Annotated in this window: 14 protein-coding genes; 3 read left to right on the top strand and 11 right to left on the bottom strand. The window is 38.4% G+C overall.

Annotation, left to right across the window (positions count from 1 at the left end; translation table 11 throughout):
* Positions 1–49 precede the first annotated feature (49 nt).
* Both J7W16_RS16285 and J7W16_RS16280 read right to left on the bottom strand, forming a co-directional pair.
* Positions 50–2,083: an ABC transporter ATP-binding protein gene (locus tag J7W16_RS16285; protein WP_210598535.1), complete on the bottom strand. Its 2,034-nt coding sequence runs from the start codon at positions 2,081–2,083 to the stop codon at positions 50–52.
* On the bottom strand, positions 2,084–3,832 hold the full coding sequence (locus J7W16_RS16280) for an ABC transporter ATP-binding protein (RefSeq protein WP_210598534.1): 1,749 nt from the start codon (positions 3,830–3,832) through the stop codon (positions 2,084–2,086). It lies immediately after the preceding gene.
* A gap of 576 nt (positions 3,833–4,408) precedes the next feature.
* On the opposite strand from J7W16_RS16280, the gene J7W16_RS22640 reads away from it, so the two are divergent.
* Positions 4,409–6,463 (top strand): methyl-accepting chemotaxis protein, encoded by a 2,055-nt coding sequence (locus J7W16_RS22640; RefSeq protein WP_210598533.1) that lies wholly within the window; start codon positions 4,409–4,411, stop codon positions 6,461–6,463.
* A gap of 434 nt (positions 6,464–6,897) precedes the next feature.
* Here J7W16_RS22640 and J7W16_RS16270 read toward each other — a convergent pair whose 3' ends face one another.
* Both J7W16_RS16270 and J7W16_RS16265 read right to left on the bottom strand, forming a co-directional pair.
* Complete coding sequence (locus J7W16_RS16270) at positions 6,898–8,604, bottom strand: methyl-accepting chemotaxis protein (protein ID WP_210598532.1); 1,707 nt, start codon at positions 8,602–8,604, stop codon at positions 6,898–6,900.
* Between the two features lie 143 nt (positions 8,605–8,747).
* The gene (locus J7W16_RS16265) at positions 8,748–9,545 is read right to left on the bottom strand and encodes an RDD family protein (protein ID WP_210598531.1); all 798 of its coding nucleotides are present in this window, start codon (positions 9,543–9,545) and stop codon (positions 8,748–8,750) included.
* 114 nt (positions 9,546–9,659) lie between these two features.
* Here J7W16_RS16265 and J7W16_RS16260 point away from each other — a divergent pair, with 114 nt between their 5' ends.
* Positions 9,660–10,640 (top strand): stage II sporulation protein M, encoded by a 981-nt coding sequence (locus J7W16_RS16260; RefSeq protein WP_210598530.1) that lies wholly within the window; start codon positions 9,660–9,662, stop codon positions 10,638–10,640.
* Here the strand turns inward: J7W16_RS16260 and J7W16_RS16255 are convergent.
* The 7 genes from J7W16_RS16255 to J7W16_RS16225 all read right to left on the bottom strand — a co-directional run bounded on the left by J7W16_RS16255 (position 10,618) and on the right by J7W16_RS16225 (position 17,741).
* Positions 10,618–11,976 carry a DUF58 domain-containing protein gene (locus J7W16_RS16255; protein WP_246880064.1) on the bottom strand — a complete coding sequence of 453 codons (1,359 nt, stop codon included), beginning with the start codon at positions 11,974–11,976 and terminating at the stop codon, positions 10,618–10,620. The genes J7W16_RS16260 and J7W16_RS16255 overlap by 23 nt on opposite strands.
* A complete protein-coding gene (locus J7W16_RS16250; RefSeq protein ID WP_210598529.1) occupies positions 11,927–12,856 on the bottom strand; it encodes an AAA family ATPase in 930 nt (309 codons plus the stop codon). Before J7W16_RS16250 ends, J7W16_RS16255 begins: the two co-directional genes overlap by 50 nt.
* On the bottom strand, positions 12,853–13,986 hold the full coding sequence (locus J7W16_RS16245) for a DUF4350 domain-containing protein (RefSeq protein WP_210598528.1): 1,134 nt from the start codon (positions 13,984–13,986) through the stop codon (positions 12,853–12,855). The genes J7W16_RS16250 and J7W16_RS16245 overlap by 4 nt, the downstream gene beginning before the upstream one ends.
* A 7-nt stretch (positions 13,987–13,993) precedes the next feature.
* Positions 13,994–14,632, bottom strand: a complete 639-nt coding sequence (locus tag J7W16_RS16240) for a DUF4129 domain-containing protein (protein ID WP_210598527.1) — start codon at positions 14,630–14,632, stop codon at positions 13,994–13,996.
* Positions 14,633–14,664: 32 nt separating this feature from the next.
* Positions 14,665–15,573 carry a glycerophosphoryl diester phosphodiesterase membrane domain-containing protein gene (locus J7W16_RS16235; protein ID WP_210598526.1) on the bottom strand — a complete coding sequence of 303 codons (909 nt, stop codon included), beginning with the start codon at positions 15,571–15,573 and terminating at the stop codon, positions 14,665–14,667.
* Between the two features lie 130 nt (positions 15,574–15,703).
* The gene (gene rlmN / locus J7W16_RS16230) at positions 15,704–16,765 is read right to left on the bottom strand and encodes a dual-specificity RNA methyltransferase RlmN (RefSeq protein ID WP_210598525.1); all 1,062 of its coding nucleotides are present in this window, start codon (positions 16,763–16,765) and stop codon (positions 15,704–15,706) included.
* A 91-nt stretch (positions 16,766–16,856) separates the two neighbouring features.
* Complete coding sequence (locus tag J7W16_RS16225) at positions 16,857–17,741, bottom strand: TIGR01777 family oxidoreductase (RefSeq protein WP_210598524.1); 885 nt, start codon at positions 17,739–17,741, stop codon at positions 16,857–16,859.
* A gap of 246 nt (positions 17,742–17,987) precedes the next feature.
* Here J7W16_RS16225 and J7W16_RS16220 point away from each other — a divergent pair, with 246 nt between their 5' ends.
* Positions 17,988–19,463, top strand: coding sequence for a methyl-accepting chemotaxis protein (locus tag J7W16_RS16220; protein ID WP_210598523.1), 1,476 nt, complete (start codon positions 17,988–17,990; stop codon positions 19,461–19,463).
* The last annotated feature ends 34 nt before the right edge of the window (positions 19,464–19,497 follow it).

Raw genomic sequence — 19,497 nt, 5'->3', positions numbered from 1 at the left:
AGGGTATCCGAGGAGTCATTCTCCTTTGGATACCCTTTTTTATTTTCGATTAGCTGACAACAGATACTTCTCTTCCCTGTTGAAGCTGATACATTTGAAAGTATTTCCCCTTTTGAAGAAGAAGCTCTTCATGATTGCCTCGTTCAACAATTTCTCCGTGATCAAGTACAAGAATTTGATCAGCATGTCTAATCGTCGACAATCTATGAGCAATAATAAAGGTTGTTCTTCCTTCTTTGACAATATTCAAGGCATGCTGAATCATCGCTTCCGTCTCGGTATCGATATTCGCTGTTGCCTCATCTAAAATTAAGACGGCTGGATCAAATGCTAATGCACGTGCGAAAGAGATTAGCTGTCTTTCACCAGCTGATAATGTACTCCCCTTTTCTAGAACTGGTTCATCATATTGATTCGGTAGCTTCTCGATAAAGCGATCCGCTCCGACATCACGCAATGCTTTAATAACCTGCTCTTTTGAAATGGTTGGGTGTTCTAGGCTAACATTTGTTGCAATCGTACCAGTGAATAAGAACGGATCCTGAAGAACAATCCCCATGTGCTTTCTTAGCTGCTGACGAGGCATTGTCTGTGCATTGATACCATCAATCGTAATCTCACCACGTTTAATATCATAGTAGCGGAAGAGTAAGTTAATGATTGAGCTTTTACCAGAACCGGTATGACCAACCAATGCAACGGTCTCGCCTTTTCTCGCTTCAAAGCTAATGTTCTTTAAGACATCATGCTCACCATCATATGAAAAAGAAACATCATTAAACTTCACATGTCCCTCATATCTCGGAAGCTGTTCTGTACTTACATCTTCCCCTTCTTCATCTAGAAGCTCGAACACTCTCTCTGAAGAAACTCTAGCCTGCTCCAGCTGTGCTAACTGGTTAACAATATCTGTTACTGGCTGGAATAACCGATTTAAATAGTCAACAAAGGCGTATAGCATCCCAACTGAGACGAGCCCTGCAGCAGTCATCGATTGGCCACCAAAATACCAAATCAAAACAACAAAAGCAAGATTTCTAAGGACAGATACAAGGTTATGGGATGTTAGAGCATTTAAGCTTAATAGCTTATTCTGATACGTGAAATGCTCCTGGTTTAATGTTTCAAATTCCTTTGACATCTGTTCCTTTCGTCTAAAGGCACGGATGATTGGCATTCCTTGAATCGATTCATTAATCATTCCATTAATGTCACTAACTCTTGTACGAATTAAATAATTATACTTTGATGCTAGCTTACGATAGACAAACATCCACACTAAAATGATTGGCACAACTAACATAGTTATTAATGCAAGTCTTGTGTCTAGTAAGAATAGTGCAACGAAAATTCCAGTCATGTAAATCCCGCTCGTAAAGAATGTCGCTAACACTTTTACATAGAGTTCACGAATGGCCTCGGTATCATTTGTTACACGTGAAACAATCCTACCTGCTGGTTGATTATCAAAGTAATTGATCGGTACTCGTTGAATATGCTCAAAAACATCGGTTCTCATTCTTTGAATAATTCGATTTGCAGCCTTTTGCAATAGTATTGCTTTTCCATACTGAAAGAAGGCTGCGAACAGAAGCAATCCAACGTAAAATGCAAGCAGCATAATGATTGGACGAACTTCTGGTTGATAAAAAGCAATGAGCTCTGACTGTGTCAAAGGAACAGCCGTATAGCTTGCTTCGTTTTCACCTTGTGTGATTGTTAAATTCGTTCCGTTGAGTTCTCTTTGACCATCAAAGGCCAAATGCTCATCAACAGCATAAAAGGAACGACCAACTTGAACAAGTTGTAACAGTTCTTCACCAACTTCATCATCACTCGTCACATATTGAGCCCGTTTATATAGCAACCCTTGATAAGTAACTGTTTTATCATCCTCTGTCATAACTTGTTGCCAAGGACTTTCAATTCCCATCATATGATCATCAATAACTTTCTTTGCAATAAAAGGCCCAGTTAGTTCCGCGGCAACAGCAACAGTTAACATCAATAATGCGATGATAATCGTCCGTTTATACAGAAGAGCATATTGGAAAAGGCGTTTTCCTGCCGTTTGCTTTCTCATCTAGCTCACCTCCCCATATGACTCAGACTGTTGACGGTCAAATTGCTCCTTGTACCATCCATTGAGCGTAAGTAGCTGCTCATGTGTACCCTCTTCTACGATTTCGCCGTCTTCCATGACTACAATCCAATCTGCATGTTGGACTGCTGAAAGGCGATGTGTCGTAATAAATGTTGTCTTTCCTGCACGTTCTCTGCGAATATTCTCTATCATTTTTGCTTCTGTTTTTCCATCAACAGCAGACATCGCATCGTCCAGTAAAAGAATATCTGGGTTTTTAATTAACGCTCGTGCAATTGAAATTCGTTGTTTTTGTCCCCCAGATAGGGCAACCCCTTTCTCACCAACGAGTGTATCTAGCCCTTTTGGAAGGACAGTTAAATCATTATCAAATGCGGCTAAAGTTAGTGCATATTCAATCTCTTCTTCACTAACTTCTTCTTTCCCAAACTTAAGGTTTTCTCGAATTGTTCTCGAAAATAGAATTTGCTCCTGTGGAACGTATCCAATCCAGGAATGTACATCATCTACTGGGATCTGCTCAAGCGGTGTATTCGATATAGAAATGCTTCCAGTTCCTAATGGGTAATCACGTAACAACTGTTTCAAGAGTGTTGTCTTTCCACTACCTGTTTTACCAACAACCCCAATGGTTTGCCCCTTCTCAACATATAAAGAAATATTTTTCAAATTATCCGACGTTGATGAAGGATAGCGGAAGGTAACATCCGAGAACGAAATTGTTTCTGGACTTGCCACTGTCAGGCTCTGATCTGCATCCTTGACATCAGGATCGTAGGAAAGTGTTTCATTTACACGATCCAAGGAAGCATTCCCTCGTTGTAAGACATTAATGAGCTCCCCTACTGCAAACATTGGCCAAATAAGCATTCCTAAGTAAATATTGAAGCTAATCAATTGACCAAGTGTAATTGTTTGGTGAAAAACTAGATAAGCACCATATCCAAGTCCAATAACATAGCTTAACCCAACTAAAATCTTAATCGTCGGCTCGAAAAGGGCATCTACCTTTGCAACTCCCATATTCTTCTCATAGACGCCTTCTGTTTCATCTTTGAATCTTTTTTCATCTGCCTTTTCTTGTACATAGGCCCGGATTACTCTCACTCCCGCAATCGATTCTAAGACATTGTCATTTAAGTTACCGAATGCGTCTTGAGCGGCTGTAAACCGTTGATGAATTAATTTACCATAAAATTGAATAGCAATTGCCATCAATGGTAATGGAATCAATGCTGCTAGAGTAAGCTGCCAGCTGATCGTAAAACCCATGACCGCAATAATAATAATCATGAAAATCGTTGAATCAATTAACGTTAAGATACCAAAACCGGCAGTCATTGATATGGCTTTCAAATCATTTGTTGCTCTTGCCATTAAATCACCTGTACGGTTTTTTTCGAAAAAGCGAGGAGTCATTGAAAGCAAATGTCTCATGAAACGAAACCTTAAAATACGTTCAATTAAAAAAGCTCCCCCAAACAACTGGTACATCCAAACATACGTGACTAAATAACTTACGATGATTAATCCACCATAAAATAATAAAAGCTCCTGTAGCCGTTCCATCGTCAACTGTCTAAACTGTATTTCATCAATAGCAATTCCAATTAGTTTTGGTGGAATGACGTCCAAGAAGCTAACGACAATTAGTAATAGGACTGCGATCGTATATCGCTTCCAATATTGCTTAAAAAACCAACCTAGTTTCCAAAGTACTGAGAACATAAAACAAGTTCCTCCTCCATTATTTCCATTTTTATTGCTTCGTTAGCCATCTTCTGTCCAATCTGATTTAATCATGCGGATCCCCTCAACTTGCTTCATTGTCAAAAACTCCTTTCACTTTTTTTAATTTATTGTTAACGAGTAAATACTCGGAACAACCGTTAAACACAAAAAGGGCGTCATGCGTTAGTGCATGACGCCCCCAAAAGACAAAATCGCACGCTACTAAGTTACGTAACCTGCGTAAATAACAAAATAAATAGTCCTTTAAAAGGAACGATATTTTAGGCGGGTTACATTGTTTGAAGTTGTAAAGATACTATACTTTAAAACAATCATTTCATATACCCCCCTTTTAATAGTAACCACATTGTATAATTTTCCAATTAATTTTGTCAATCGAAATTTTAACATTATTGCAAACTTTTTAGGTTAGTAAAAAGAAAGAAGAATAATCGATCATTTATGTCAAAATTATTTTATTTTAATATTTTAAGTTTAAATACTGTACTATTTTTGATCCTTCGTGCTACTATATGTAAAGAAAACTTTAACCAACTAAAGGGAGTGCAACAAATGAAGAAAAGGTCATTTTATAAAAACAGTTTATTTTTGAAAATTTTTCTTACTAGCCTTATCTGTTTAATTATTCCAATGTTAATTACGTTAGTTTACACGAGCTACACCACTTCAAATGCACTAGAAACCGAAGCTAGAAACTCTTTAAGCTCGGTCGCAAATGAAAAAAACAAACAATTTGAATCAGTATTTGATTCACAATTCCAATTATCTGAAGCAATGGTTAGTGAGCTTTTTATGATCGAGTTCTTTGATGAGTTAAATGAAACCAATCAAATTGATCAAGAAAAGGTTGAAGTAATTGCTCAAAATTTAGCCGAACGTGTTAACTCATCAAATGGGTTATATGAAAACCTCTTTTTTTCTTATGACGATAAAGTATTCATTGATGGTGTTGGTGGCAATTCTGTCGGTCACGTTTTCGATAAGGAGCTAGAATCTTACTATTTTGAACAACTAGAAAATCCAGGAGTCTCAGCAAGTGACTATATGTATTCTCCAATAACAGGCAGACCTGTTATTACAATCTCTAATTCAATTATGGATCAGCAAACAGGAGAGATTCTTTCAGTTCTTGTTATTGCTGTTGATATTAATAAATTAACTGAGGTACTAGTCGCAACCGATTCTGTCGAGGAAAGTAATACTATGATTTTGGATCCATCTGGCCTTGTCATTGCCTCAAGTCAAGCAGACCTTGCTCTGAATTTAAATTTCAGTGAGCAGGCGGGTGGAATTAGTGACTTATTTGAAAAGATGCAAGAAGCACAATCAGGCTACGGAACCTTTACTCTTAATGATCAAGAGAATATGGGAACCTTTATAGAGAATGAGGATAATCAATTAACGATCTTAACGTATACTCCAGTTGAGCATTATATGGGTTCTGTTCAAGGGTTACAATCAAACATTATCATCGTGATGATCCTAAGCATCGTTTTTGCAGCGATTGTTATCTTTATTATTCTAAGAAGAATGGTGAAACCAATTGGTATCGTTTCAAAGTCAGCTCAGCGAATTGCCCAGGGTGATTTAACTATCGACCCAATCGAGCTTAATACCAAGGATGAAGTTGGTGAATTAGCTCATTCCTTCAATCAAATGCTAGCAAACCTTCAAACGATGATTCATCAAGTTAGCACGACGTCCGAAAGTGTAGCTGCATCTGCTGAAGAACTTTCTGCCTCTTCAGAGCAATCGACTAGGGTCACCGAACAAGTAACTGAAGCGATACAAGCAGTCGCCGTTGGGGCAGAGGATCAATCAGACAATGTCTTACAAAGTGCCGATCTTCTCCGTGATGTAACAGCTAGTGTACAACAGGTAACTGCAAATGCTCAGCAAGTAGTAACGGCAGCAAATACGACATCAGAAAAAGCAAGAGAAGGTGCTACGATTATTGACTCCTCTCTTTCACAAATTGAAACAACAAATGATGAGATTCAACAGGTTGCCGAGAAAATTAAACAGCTTGAGGTACGCTCAAAAGAAATTGGTCAGATTATTGGCGTGATCACGCAAATTTCTGATCAAACAAATCTACTTGCCCTAAATGCAGCGATTGAAGCAGCTAGAGCAGGTGAGCATGGAAAAGGGTTTGCTGTAGTAGCAAATGAGGTCCGAAATCTTGCTGAACAATCAAAAAACTCATCTGAGCAGATTACGAGTCTAATTACAGCCATTTTGAAAGAAACAGAGGAAACGGTTCAGTCAATGGATGAAACAGTGAAACAATCCTCTAAAGGCATTGAAGCGATCAAAACCGTTGAACATACATTTGATGATATACAGCAATCGGTTGATTATGTCACTGGACAAATCCAAGAGGTTTCAACAGCATCAGAACTTATCCAATCATCCATTAAACGTATTTCTTCAAGTGTTGAACAAATAACAACTATTTCAAGTGAGACTGCTTCAAAAACTCAACAAGTCTCTGTATCTATGGAAGAGCAGGCGGCTTCTTCAAAAGAGGTTACATCAGCCACTCTATCTCTAGCAAAACTTGCCGAACAATTACAAGGTTCTATTCAGCACTTTAAATTAAAGTAGTGATTAAATAGAGGTTGGGACAAAAGTGATTTAACTAATAGAAAATCCGAGTAACAATAGTTAGCGGACATAAACCGCTCCTGAAATATACTACGCTTTCCGCGGGAAGCCGGTGAGCCTCCTCGTCTACGCCTGTGGGGTCTCACCCTTGGCTTTTAGATGAGGCCACTGAAAAAGTCCCTTTGGGCAAGTTCGAGGAAGCAGCAATGGCTCCTCACGTTGCACGCCTTCTATGAGAAACCCACTCATAGCAGGCTTAAGACAATGCAACGGTTTCGCTCATTGCTTAAAGGCCACTAAAGAAAGGTGAAAATCACACCTTTTTCAGTGGCCTCTTTTAGATCCCGCAGGAGTCTACGTATATTTCATCCGCTATGTGATTGCTTTGTTCGGCATTTCCGTTAGACACTTTAGTTATGTCCCAACCTCTTTTTTTATTCTATCGTATATTGCTTTGTCATCTTGGATAGCGATGTAGCTAGATTGATTAATTCTAAGCCAATTTGATGGGTATTTTCCATTTGTTTGATTTGATGCTCACTAGTTGCTAGCATTTCCTGAGCACTTGCTGATGTTTCCTGAGAAATTGAAGAAAGGCGGTCTGCAGAATATTCGAGTGTTGGTATAGTTTCATTGAATTGGTTGAGCTCGTCCTGCATCTCTTTGAGATTATGACTCACTGCTGTAATTTCCTGCATTAGCAAATCAAACGATTGCTTTGAGTGATTCGCCATTGTTAAATTAGTCTTTGTCTTTGCTAGCATTTGTTCAAATTCTTTTGAAGCCTCTACGGTCTTCCCTTCCATTCTCACAATTGAATTGGTGATTTCTTCTGTTGCTTTCGTCGATTGTTCAGCTAATTTCCGAACCTCAGTTGCAACAACGGCAAATCCCTTTCCTGATTCTCCCGCTCTAGCTGCTTCAATCGTTGCATTTAACGCGAGTAGCTTCGTTTGTTCAGAGATTCCTTTTATTAAACCAACCATATTTGCAATCAATAGTGAGCTTTCCTTTACGTCTTGGATTGTTGATGTGAGATGATGAAAATCATGCTCGAAGGAGTGCATCATTTCAATCATATCCGTCATATTATGCTCACCCTGCTTAGCGGAGTCGTTCATATCCTCGGAATGACCAAACACCTTCCCCATCTTGATTTGCATCTCCTGGGTTATCTGCTTCATTTCTCTAAATTGATTTAGACTGCCCTCTGAGCTACTTGCTGTTTGCTCTGACCCTTCTTTTACGAGACCTATAGCCGTAACTAGCTGTTGACTTGAAGCAAGAGTGCCCTCAGAAGATGTCCTTAAGCCCTCTCCTGTCCGCTCCAATTTAATCGTTGTATGGTTAAGATCCTTCAAAATCATACTTATATGATCAATCATAGCCGAATAACTTTTGTGCAATGAAATAATTTCAGGTAACGTTGTGTTTATTTCATTTGTTTTTTGAAAGTTACCTTCGCGGATATCTCTCATCATATTTCTAATTTTGTTCAATGGCACCGTAATTGAACGTACGAAAAACACTAATAGAACAAATGATAAAACAATACTTACAATGACCACAATGAGGGTCATATTAGCCATTTTTTCAATAGCGCCCATGTATGACTCTACTGGGACAAGAAGTGCAAAAACGCCACCGATTTCATTCATTTCCCGGAATGAAATGGTATAAGCAGTACCTTCAATTTCTTTATGTAATACACCGTGTTTAACCTCAATCATTTCGGTTACGATGGCCTCACTCACGGTCGGTAACTCTTGCTCACTGACTGTAAACGGAGTTATTTCTTTATTAGTAATATAGAAAAACTCTGGTTGAATCCCTTCCTTTTCTAACGTTTCTTTCTGTGCTTTTATATGCTTGTTTAGCTCTTGATTAAAGTAACTTTCATCACTAACGTACAGAAACTTTAAATTTTCAGCTATATGCCCCATTAGCTCTGCTTCTCGTATTAGTCTATTTTCAATGGTTTCCGTCGTTGCATCCTTCGCTTGTAAATATGAACTAAGACCAACAGCAACTACCGAAATAACTAATATCGCAAAGAATAAAGTAAACAACCGAGCTTTCAAATCAATCTTTTGAAAGACCTTTTCATAAAAGCTTGTACGAGTTTCTCTCTCTCTTCCCATCAAGACCCCTCCTATATATAAGGGAGAGTATAGCAAAGAAATATTAAGAATCTGTTAACCTTTCATGATTCAACACACTGGTGGTAAAAGAAAAATACCCCAAAGGCGTTTGCCTTCAGGGTATTTCAAATTTTACTATAACTTTACAATTCAAACTCCCACTCTTCTCTTAGCTTTAAATAAACAATAAGGAGCATGTTTTCCAGTTCCGTTTCTGTTTTGTCTCCGGTCTCTAGACCGACCTTAACCAATATAATGTTTCCAACTTTGGCAGTTAGTTCTTTTCTTTCTGACAAAGGCAATCCAGAAAGACGCTCACTATATGTTTTGAGGATGTCCCACTCTTTTGCTGTTATTGCCTTCATCGCCCATTCCTCTAAAACAAGATCATCTAACGAGAGACCTCTTCTTTCTATTTCCTTTTCAAGAGGCGTCATCTTCTTATTTTGTTTCTTCCTTCTTTCATGGACAACGATTGTGCCTGCAACGATATCCCCTAAACGTTTATGCTTAGAATGTAAGAAAACCATGGTCATTCCTAGTAAATAGCTTGCAGGGAGTTGATCAATAATTCTTAACAGATTACGAATAAAGCTTGCTAGTAAAGTAATACTGTGGCCATTTTCTTGGATAACTCTAATCCCAATCATCTTCTTCCCAATCGTTCGTCCACCAGAAAAATACTCTACCGCGAAAAAATAACCCCAATTAACAAGAAATATACTAATAACCATAATTGCAATTGGCACCGTTGATGACTCAATGAATAAATTATCTTGGCCAATCATGACAAAAACGAAAAAAAGAACCATGGCAATATTTACGATTGTGATGATGATTTGATCGATGATGAACGCGGAAGCCCTACTTCCAAGCCCTGCGGTTTGATACTGTAACGAGACATACTCTGGTGTTTTGATTTCAATCTTTTCTTGACTCATAGAGCCCTCCTTTTATGGAACATTTTTACTTTTACATGTTTCTATTTTTCTATTGATACTATACTATAGAAGGAGTTCATCAGAATAAACAACATACAGTAAGAAGGTGCTATTATGAATGTAAAGCAATTTGTTAAGCAGCATCGTGCTGATTGGAAACAACTAGAGGAACTAATGACAACATTGCACAAACAGAAGCGACATATATCTGGTGAAGAAATTAACCAATTTCATCGACTTTACCAGAAGGCCACACAGAACCTGTCTTATAGTCAAACTTATTTCGGGCAGGATGATGTAACAGCCTATTTAAATGGCCTCGTTGCTAAGTCTCATAACTTACTCTATCGTGATCAAGTTTCAAGTATGAAACAAATTAGAACATTCTTTGGCACCACATTTGTTCGTTTGCTTTCTGAACAATGGAGATTTGTCGTTATTGCTATGCTTCTTTTTACATTAGGAGCGGCAGGAAGCTTTGCTGCAGTCATTAATGATCCACTGCACTTATATTCTGTTCTTCCCCCTCAAATTGCACAAGGGGTTAATCCTGATCAACTTGGAGCCAGTGACGGGATGGTTGATGCTCCTGTAATGTCTGCAGAAATTATGACAAATAACATCCAAGTTGCGATCTTGGCGTTTGCAGGTGGAATAACCTTTGGCTTACTCACCATTTATATCCTTATTTACAACGGAATCATCATTGGAGCTCTTGCCGCCCTTTTTTGGCAATATGACAAAACCTATGACTTCTGGGCTTATATTGTTCCACATGGCATGATTGAATTAACAGCGATCTTCATTGCTGGCGGAGCAGGTCTATTGATGGGGTACAAGTTATTTGTTCCTGGTTCTTATTCAAGAGGCTATCAATTAAAGGAACAAGCAAAACGTTCGGTTCAATTGTTACTTGGCACGATTCCTTTATTTATTATTGCTGGTGTAATTGAAGGATTTATTACACCAGCAGCCATTTCTCTTGAAGCAAAATACCTTGTCGCCATCATTACCGTCTTTGGGCTCGTATTCTATGTTGCCATTGGGAAAGCACTTCTTAAAAGAAAAGATTCTAGAGCAACCCTCGATTCATAATGTCTATATATGAGGACACGGCTGTGACTGCTAGCTGTTCCTCCCTGGCCTCCAGCATATGGAGGCCACTCTTCTCCCACTTATTCTTTTCACGTTTTTTGATTATCAACTGTTGCATTGCCATGCTCTTAGCCATTGTCACATGTAGGTGCGTTGGTTGTTGGCTTGCCTTTTCAAGCAAGGTTCGATCCTCGACACCAATCATTAGGAACAAGTGCTGTCTTCTAAGTCGTGATAAATAGATTAGAGCACTTTCTTCATGGAGAAACGTACGTACATCACTAAATAACAAAAGCAAACTTCTCTTTCTTTGCATTGTTTGGATATAGTGGAGAATATCAGCATAGTTTGATTCGACTGCATCAACCTCTAAATGATAGATTGCATGAAGGATCGTTTGGAGATGAGCCATCCCCTTTGCCGGAGGTACGTATACCTTTACTTTATTAGAAAAAGCAATAACCGACACATGGTCTCCTTTTTGCAAAGAGGCAGCAGCAACAGTTAACGCAGCCTCCAAAGCTCTTTCAAGGCGATTGCCTTTTTTTAGTTCGGCCCCCATCATCCTGCCACAATCAATCAAAATCGTAATGTATTTCCCATGCTCTGGCTCATATTCATTTGTCATCACTTCCTGTAGCTTAGCTGTTTGACGCCAGTTAATCATTCTAGGATCATCACCAACAACATAATTGCGGATTTTTGAAAACTCTCCCATGCCCTTTTTTTGACGACGAATATTGACCCCTTCATACTTCAGAAACTGTTGAGCATTTTCTAGATACTGTTTAGTCTCCGTTAAATCTGGTATGACCTTAACCTTTGTCTCAAGTGAGACTGTTGTCTGCTTCTCCCATAAGCCAAGAACGCTTCGGTATCTTACATGAAGCTTATCAACAATATAGCTTCCTCTTACTGGTGCTTTCGTTTCATATAGAAGAACGGTCTGCATCTGTTCATTCACTTGCCCAATTAAAGGGAATGGCCGTAAAAATGATTGTGGAAGCCCATCAACCACCCTGAAGTGAAAGCGGTGTGACGACTCATTAACCACAGAAATCTCTACATGATAGGTAAGGTTCCTTTCCATTTCCTCCGGTATCGTTCGTTGAAAATGAATTTGTCTTTTATTTGGCGAAAGCATTAAATCAACTAAACTTCCAGCTATGAAGAAACCATTTATAAGTAGAACCCATGTCCATGAGATCCCAAAGAACGAAGCAACAATTAATAGAAATGAAATAGATGAAAAGGCGATCATTAATTTAGCTGTCGGAACAATTCCTCTACCTTGGAACAGTAATCGACCCAACAAGCTCTTCAATAATTTGGTCAACAGTCGCCCCCTCCAATTCCATATGTGGAGATAATTGAATTCGATGTCTTAATGCAGGTTTTGCTACCATTTTAATATCATCTGGTGTGACATAATCTCGATCCATTAAATAGGCCCAAGCTTGAGCTGCCTTTCCGATGGAAATAGCCGCTCTTGTACTAGCACCAAAACGAATGGACTCAGAGTCTCTCGTTTTTCTAACAATCTCCATAATGTACGTCAGCACACTGTCACTAATTGTTACTTGTTCAATCTCTTTTCTTATTGATAGAAATGTTTGCAGATCTAATACGGCTTCTGCTCTACCTGTATTAAAGCTTTTTTCAATGACTTGCTTTAGCACATGCTTTTCTTCCTCAAATGATGGAAATTCAATATGGAGCTTAAATAGGAAACGATCTTGCTGTGCCTCAGGAAGTGGATAGGTCCCCTCAAACTCCATTGGATTCTGAGTCGCAACGACGAAGAAAACATCTTGAAGTGAGTAGGTTTCACCTTGAATGGTCACTTGTTTCTCTTCCATTGCTTCAAGAAGTGCCGCCTGGGTTTTTGCTGGTGTTCGGTTAATTTCATCTGCTAATAAAACATTGGTAAAGATCGGTCCTTTTAAAGTTTGAAATTGGCCGTCCTTCATGTTGTAAATGGTACTACCTGTAATATCACTTGGTAGTAAATCGGGTGTGAATTGAATTCTATTAAAGGTACCTCCTAACAGGAATGCGAGATTTTTAACCATTTGTGTTTTCCCTGTACCTGGCACTCCCTCAAGTAAAACATGCCCGCCCGATAAAACAGCAGCAAGTAATAATCTTATATTTGTATTTTGACCAAGGATTCTTTTTTCATAGTCTTCTAGTAATGTTGCAAGTTCAGTTCTCATCCTTGCTCCACCCCTTTCTGTAATTGGTCGATTTTCTTGGACCAGAATAGAAATTCCTGCTTGCTTATTTTCTCCTTATTCAATACTTGTTGTAATCCGCCTAGAAACTCTTGAAGATCCTGTGGAGATACATCACTCCACTTCCGTTCTAACAATGGGCCTATTTCCTTCCAATCCTTCGAGTAGGAAATACCCCAACGTTCCTGTAGCAATATCCTCATATAGTCAGCCTGGATTGCCAAGGAGTCTGAATAACGTTTGCTCCGAATAAACCAAGCAGCCAGAGCGTTAATTGCCTCATCACTAAATCGAACAGACTCCTTACGTGCAACAAGAATCGGACCAAATCTCTTGCCACGGAACCAAACCCATAATACTGCTAGGAGGAAGGCTTGGAGTAAACTAAATAAAAACCACTTCGGATAAATATTCGTCAGCTTTTCGGCATTTTCTTGCCCATGAATATACTCATCAAACAGAACCGTTGTTGCTTGATGTTCATCAAGAAGTTCCAAGACAAGAGTGAGATGCTCCGCTTCAAGAATTTGCCCATTTTGAAACCAACTTGGAGAGTTGGAGACGATCAATTCACCCTCGCCAATACTCCGCTTAAAGGCGATAACGCCATCTTCATCCTCCAATAAGATTTCATCATCTTCATCCGTCATCAAGCGAACAGTTGAAGGAATGAAGGCAGTAAAATCCTGTCCATTCGAATCGGTTACAATAATCTCTTCCTCGGAAGGAGCAACTGGACTTGCCTTCAAATCAAACATCCCAGTAGGATTTTCACTCACAAGTAGAACCGTATTCCCGTCTTCAATAAATGCTCTGTATTGGTTCATTTCTTCTGTACTTGGGATAAAGGCTGGCTCAATCATAATAAGTAACTGCTCATGTCCATTGGCTAGTAAAAGCTCAGGATCTTGAGACCACCTACTTTGGTTGGTATTCTCTTCTGCTAAATATGTATAAAGTGCCTTGACACCAGAAGGAGACGGCGAATGAGAAACGTTCGGCGGAAATTCTCTCGGTGGCTGGTCTAGCACAATATAACTACTAAGAGTAAATAATAGGAGAAGAACCGTTAGCCAAATCCAAGTTCGTCTCAATGTTTTTCTCTTTTCCAAGACGTCTTCATTCCTCCTTCTGATTAGATGTTTGCAGGTTGCTGTCTAACCATTCCATCACTTTACCTCTATAATGCATGTATTCATTTTCTGTAACGATATGCTCCCCATACGTCACCTTATCAAACAAAAGTGCAACATCATTAAACATACTTGCAGCTTGTTGGTCTACTTTTTGTAATTCATCATAATATTCCCAATTCGTTTTCCATATTCTTGCCTCAAGCCACTTATTTTCATGGAAATGTAGCAGTAGTGCTAAGAACAAATGACGAGTAGAGCTTTTGTAATCCCCAGCTTGCTCTCGTTTCCTCAATTCATCCATGTGCATGCTTGATGACCAATTGATTTCGTTCATTGATTGGAGTGGTTTATTTTCCCGGAAATCATGACGACGTTTTATATTGCGACTAATTAAAAATAGGACAATCGCCAGAACGACAACTACAACCACAACGGCAACAACATAAACCATTCCAGGTACACCACTAGATCGCTCAATCGCTGGAAATAACTTAGCTAATTGATCAAGAAACCATGTCCACGCTTTTCCAATCCACTTTGCAAAGAAACCTTGCGATTGGTCATAATACTGCGTATATTCCTCCTTACTTAGAATCGCTTCTAATTCGTCTCTTGCTGCCATACATTCACCTACCTTTACAACAAGCTATCAACTTATTTCGGCTCATATTCCTCAATCATTTCCTTTAAATCCTCAGCTCCCTGCCTTACTCTTAGATCTAGAAACTTCACTGTGTAGCCAACAGAGAAAAAAAGTGTTGTGACTAACGTAACTACATTCCTAATTAGGTTAAATAACACACTGTTACCAAGCAGAGCTCCAAATAAAGCTTCAAGTGCAAAGACAATTATTCCGAGAATCACCATTAAGATGACATAAAAAACAATAGTCGCCCATACTCTTCGTTTTGTAAGCGTCCAGCTCCTCCCTAACCCTGGCGTAGTATCATCTAAGACAATAGAACCAAGAAAGAAGCTCCATCTAGTTAAAAAATAAATAGTAGCTATTAGAAAGCCAACACCCACTAAGATTGAAAGAATAATGCTAAAGACAGTGTCAAAGGTCATACTAAAAATCACGATAAAAACCAATAGAATACTAGGAACAAAAATAAAGCCGATCACAATAAGGAAATAGAGAATACTTCCTCCAAGGATGTTCCAAAAAAGGGCAAAGGCTTCTTTAATTACACCCTTTACTGTGAAGGTTTCCTTCTTTCTTATGTAGTTAATTGCAAGAATAATTGCCGCTTGGGCAACTGGATACAAGACAAAACTAGCTATTCCAAGTACAAGTAGCCAATTATCAATTGGAAGAGAAGCCGTCGGTTCCATCTCTACTTCAAAGCTCGACGCAATTTGATCTATCCAATTACTTCCTTCACCTAACTCCCTAAAGAAATTAACTCCAAACAGAAGCTGAACAATCGCTTGCAAGGCATAAATAGGTCCAATTAAAACAAGTAAAATTACTATAAAGGAAGAAAAGTATTTTTTACTTAACGTAAAGGTCAAATCAAGACTTTCTCCTAGGCTTTTCGAGCTTGTAAGTGGTTCTTTCATCTCATCAACTCCTTCATATATGTTTGCTACACTCACATTCCCTATTTTAACATTATTTAGTAATTATTTTGTTGCAAAACCATAAAAAAAGCACCGAGAAAGGAAACGATCCTTTTTCAGTGCCTTCCTATTAGGCATTTTTAATTTGCTTACTTCTTAACTGCCCACATGCAGCATCAATATCGGTACCGTGTTCAAGACGAACACCACAATTGATCCCTCTCTTTTTCAAGGTATCATAAAAGGCACGAATTGATTCGTCGGTGCTTCGTTGATATTGACTGTGCTCATCAACCGGATTATATGGGATTAAGTTAACATATGCAAGCCGGCGACGGTCTTCACCAATTAAATTGGCAAGCTCTGTAGCATGCTCTCTTTGGTCATTTACATCTCTAAGAAGAATATACTCAAACGTAATTCTTCTATTTGTTTTTTCTAAATAATAATCAACAGCCTTCATCAATTTCTCAATTGGAATCGCCTTGTTGATTTTCATGATACGTGTTCTAAGCTCATCGTTAGCGGCATGTAATGAAATCGCCAAGTTAACCTGTAGATTTAAATCAGCAAATTCATAAATTTTATTCGCAAGTCCACTTGTTGATACGGTGATATGTCTCGCTCCAATTGATAATCCTTTTTGGTCCTTCACTGTCTCTAGGAAGTCTACCATATTTTGGAAGTTGTCGAATGGCTCACCAATACCCATGATAACAATGTGACTGACTCGTTCACTCTTGCCAACCTCGTCTAAATGAAGCTGAACCTTCATAATTTGTTCAACGATTTCCCCGCTATTTAAGTCTCGGCTTTTCTTTAGAAGTCCGCTAGCACAGAAGCTACAGCCAATGTTACAGCCTACCTGTGTTGTCACACAAACAGATAACCCATATTTATGCTTCATTAGTACAGTCTCAATTAAGTTCCCATCGACTAATCTGAATAGAAATTTGACTGTACCATCCTTTGACTCCTGTTTAATATGTTCCTCTAATGTATGGATAACAAAATGATCTGCTAATAATTGAAGACATTCTTTGTTTACATTTGTCATTTCAGCGAAATCAGTGACTCTCTTAACATACAGCCAATCCCAAACTTGAGATGCGCGAAATTTTTTATGTCCATGCTCCAATAACCAAGCAGTTAGTTGTTCAAATGTTAATCCGTAAATGGATTCTTTATTCAATTTATGTCCCTCATTTCAAAACAATAGAATTTCATCTCCTCATTGTACTTAAATTAGCTCAAAGTAGCAAGGAACGTCCTCTGTTTATTGTTTAGACCATTTGTCTTAATGCTTTTTCTAATGTGTCATATTTAAAAGTATATCCTTCTCTTTCTAACCTCTCAGGTATAACCCATCGGCTTTTTACAATTAACTCTGTTTCTGTTCGAATCAACCATGCTCCAATTTCTAACATCCACTTAGCTGCTGGAAGTCCAACATTACGATTCATGACACGTCTAAGTTGTTTCATCAATTCCCTATTCTTCACTGGATTCGGAGCAGAACAGTTAAACACACCACTTAATTGTTCGTTCCTCTCGAGGAAACGGGTGATTTCAAATAAGTCTTCTACATGGATCCAACTAAACATTTGCTCGCCTGTCCCTTGATGTCCTCCAAGGCCAAAACGAACTAAGTTTTTAAATGGGGTCATTACGCCGCCGTGCTCTCCTAATACAATTGCAATTCGGAGGGCGACCTGCCTTGTCTCAGGTAGTTTATATTGAAAAAATGAGCGTTCCCAGGCTTTTGCAACATCAACTGAAAAACCTGCACCAATTTCACCTTGATCTTCTGTCATCGGCCGATCTTCTGCATGTCTGTAGATTGTAGCCGTACTAGAATTTATCCAAAGCTTTGGTGGATTAGAGCATTCTAGTATAGCTTCCCCAAGCTTTTCTGTCGTTTCCGTTCTTGAGTGCATTATTTCTTCTTTATTTTTCTCGTGATAACGACAATTAACTGATTTACCAGCTAAGTTTATTAACAGATCAGCACCGTTAAGCAAATCAATGATCGCTGCTTTATCCTCCCATTGGGTATGAACTGATTGTCTTGAAATCATTTTGACCTCATAGTCTAGTTTCCTAAATTCTTCTGCAAAATATGTGCCAATAAAACCTGTACCGCCTGCTAAAACGACCTTCTTTTTCATAATGATCACTCATCCCATGCCAAATTTATTCATTGTTACAACGTACCTTCGCGTAAAATAAGTAAAAACCCTGCAAGTATTTATTTATTTTCAACCATTATTTTGAATACTATCAAGAGGCGATAACAAAGGAATTCTCATTCTAAATCATCTATTTTTTCAAAATACTTCAGTAATGTACTATTTAATCCGATATAAGGGACAATCGAAAAATGTCGAATAATATCATATAGAGGAGATTTCAATATGAACCAAGTTCAACAGATGCTAATGGAGGATAGAAAAAGTAAGAATATCTTAATGTATTCGGTCTTTGCTATTTCATTGGCATTAGCTTTTGTAAAAGCATTAGTAACAAAGGATTCAACAGGGAGTATTTTTTTCGGTTCTGAATTAGCTATTTTTTCATTACTATTCATCTCCTGTACTAAGTTCTTTAAAGGGGAAAGGCTATTTCCATATATCACTGTTATTTTAGTTAATATTTTTTCAGTTGTTGGTTTATACGTAACTGGTGGAAGCTGGTCGATCGTGATTGTTACCTTCTTCCTTGCTATTTTATCAGTCGTGCCATTTGATAAGAAAATCTTCACAATTGGCTTTACATTAGGATTGCTAAACTTACTACTGACGATTTCTAAACAAGGGCCAACAGTCAGCACTTTGAAGGAGACCGCCCCTACAGTTATTTTGACGTATATCTTAGCAGGAGCCATTCTGTTTATTCTTATCCATTTAAGCAACAAACAGCAAAGCAACATTAAGAATCTACTTGTTGAGACAGAAAACAATGCAAATGAACAGAAAGTTAAAAAGGAAGAGCTTCAAAGGGATATGTCGAGCATTCTGCATGGTGTGACAAATGCAAATGAGAATATCCAAAGCAACCTTAGAGCACAGGCTGAAATGAAGGTTGGTATTAATGAGGTTGCTACCGGAAGTCAATTCCAAAGTGAAGAAATTTACCGTGTTACCGAAAACGCTCAAACCTCTCATGAGATTATGGCGAAACTGCAGAATTTAATGAGTGAATTGACTACAGAAACGAAACAGACAAAAGAAGTTGCTACAAAGGGCGAAGCGAAGGTTGCTTTATTTAATAAGGATGTCCAGGATATCCATTCCTTCATTAGTGATCTTAATCAAACATTTATCGAATTAAGCAAGAAAATACAAGAAACAAATACATTTTCGGATAGCATTAAGCAAATTTCTGGTCAAACGAATTTGTTAGCACTTAATGCTTCAATTGAAGCAGCTCGTGCAGGAGAAGCAGGTAAAGGCTTTTCTGTCGTTGCTGAAGAAATCCGCAAGCTAGCAGAATTAACAAACCAAACAGCCGAGAATATCACATCTAATCTAGATCAAGTTAACAATGATAATATGACAACATTAGAGAAGATGAGCTCAAGTGAGCAAAGAGTGACAAGCATGCTCGATTCATCTAAAGAGGTTGCTCATTATTTTGACCAGCTTAAACTAATGTTCCAGAAGATTAACGCTAACACGGTTGAGACTGAACAATTTTCAAAAGAGGTTGTCCTTAATACCCTCGATGTTCAAAAATCAACATCAGAATTAGCAGCTATTATTGAAGAAGCTAGTGCAAGTCTTGAGCAAATGAATGCAACTGTAGAAACGTTAACAAAAGACAGTGAGAGCATCGCACAGGCAATGAATGAAACAGCGACCAAAGCGAACTCGATTATCAACTCTCAATAATCTCACGCCCTATAACTAAAGACTAGGCCACAAT

Origin of the sequence: Halalkalibacter suaedae (genome assembly GCF_017939705.1) — a bacterium.
GTDB classification, from domain to species: domain Bacteria; phylum Bacillota; class Bacilli; order Bacillales; family Bacillaceae_D; genus Halalkalibacter; species Halalkalibacter suaedae.
Note: the sequence above shows the minus strand (reverse complement) of the source record. Positions and strands in the feature narration are given on the sequence as shown.

Bases quoted from the DNA above. Each gene is read 5' to 3' on its own strand.
- J7W16_RS16235 (WP_210598526.1), bottom strand. From the start codon at position 15,573: ATGAAAGAACCACTTACAAGCTCGAAAAGCCTAGGAGAAAGTCTTGAT.
- J7W16_RS16265 (WP_210598531.1), bottom strand. From the start codon at position 9,545: ATGAGTCAAGAAAAGATTGAAATCAAAACACCAGAGTATGTCTCGTTA.
- J7W16_RS16285 (WP_210598535.1), bottom strand. From the start codon at position 2,083: ATGAGAAAGCAAACGGCAGGAAAACGCCTTTTCCAATATGCTCTTCTG.
- J7W16_RS22640 (WP_210598533.1), top strand. From the start codon at position 4,409: ATGAAGAAAAGGTCATTTTATAAAAACAGTTTATTTTTGAAAATTTTT.
- J7W16_RS16280 (WP_210598534.1), bottom strand. From the start codon at position 3,832: ATGTTCTCAGTACTTTGGAAACTAGGTTGGTTTTTTAAGCAATATTGG.
- J7W16_RS16220 (WP_210598523.1), top strand. From the start codon at position 17,988: ATGAACCAAGTTCAACAGATGCTAATGGAGGATAGAAAAAGTAAGAAT.
- J7W16_RS16270 (WP_210598532.1), bottom strand. From the start codon at position 8,604: ATGGGAAGAGAGAGAGAAACTCGTACAAGCTTTTATGAAAAGGTCTTT.
- J7W16_RS16260 (WP_210598530.1), top strand. From the start codon at position 9,660: ATGAATGTAAAGCAATTTGTTAAGCAGCATCGTGCTGATTGGAAACAA.
- J7W16_RS16250 (WP_210598529.1), bottom strand. From the start codon at position 12,856: ATGAGAACTGAACTTGCAACATTACTAGAAGACTATGAAAAAAGAATC.
- J7W16_RS16225 (WP_210598524.1), bottom strand. From the start codon at position 17,741: ATGAAAAAGAAGGTCGTTTTAGCAGGCGGTACAGGTTTTATTGGCACA.
- J7W16_RS16240 (WP_210598527.1), bottom strand. From the start codon at position 14,632: ATGGCAGCAAGAGACGAATTAGAAGCGATTCTAAGTAAGGAGGAATAT.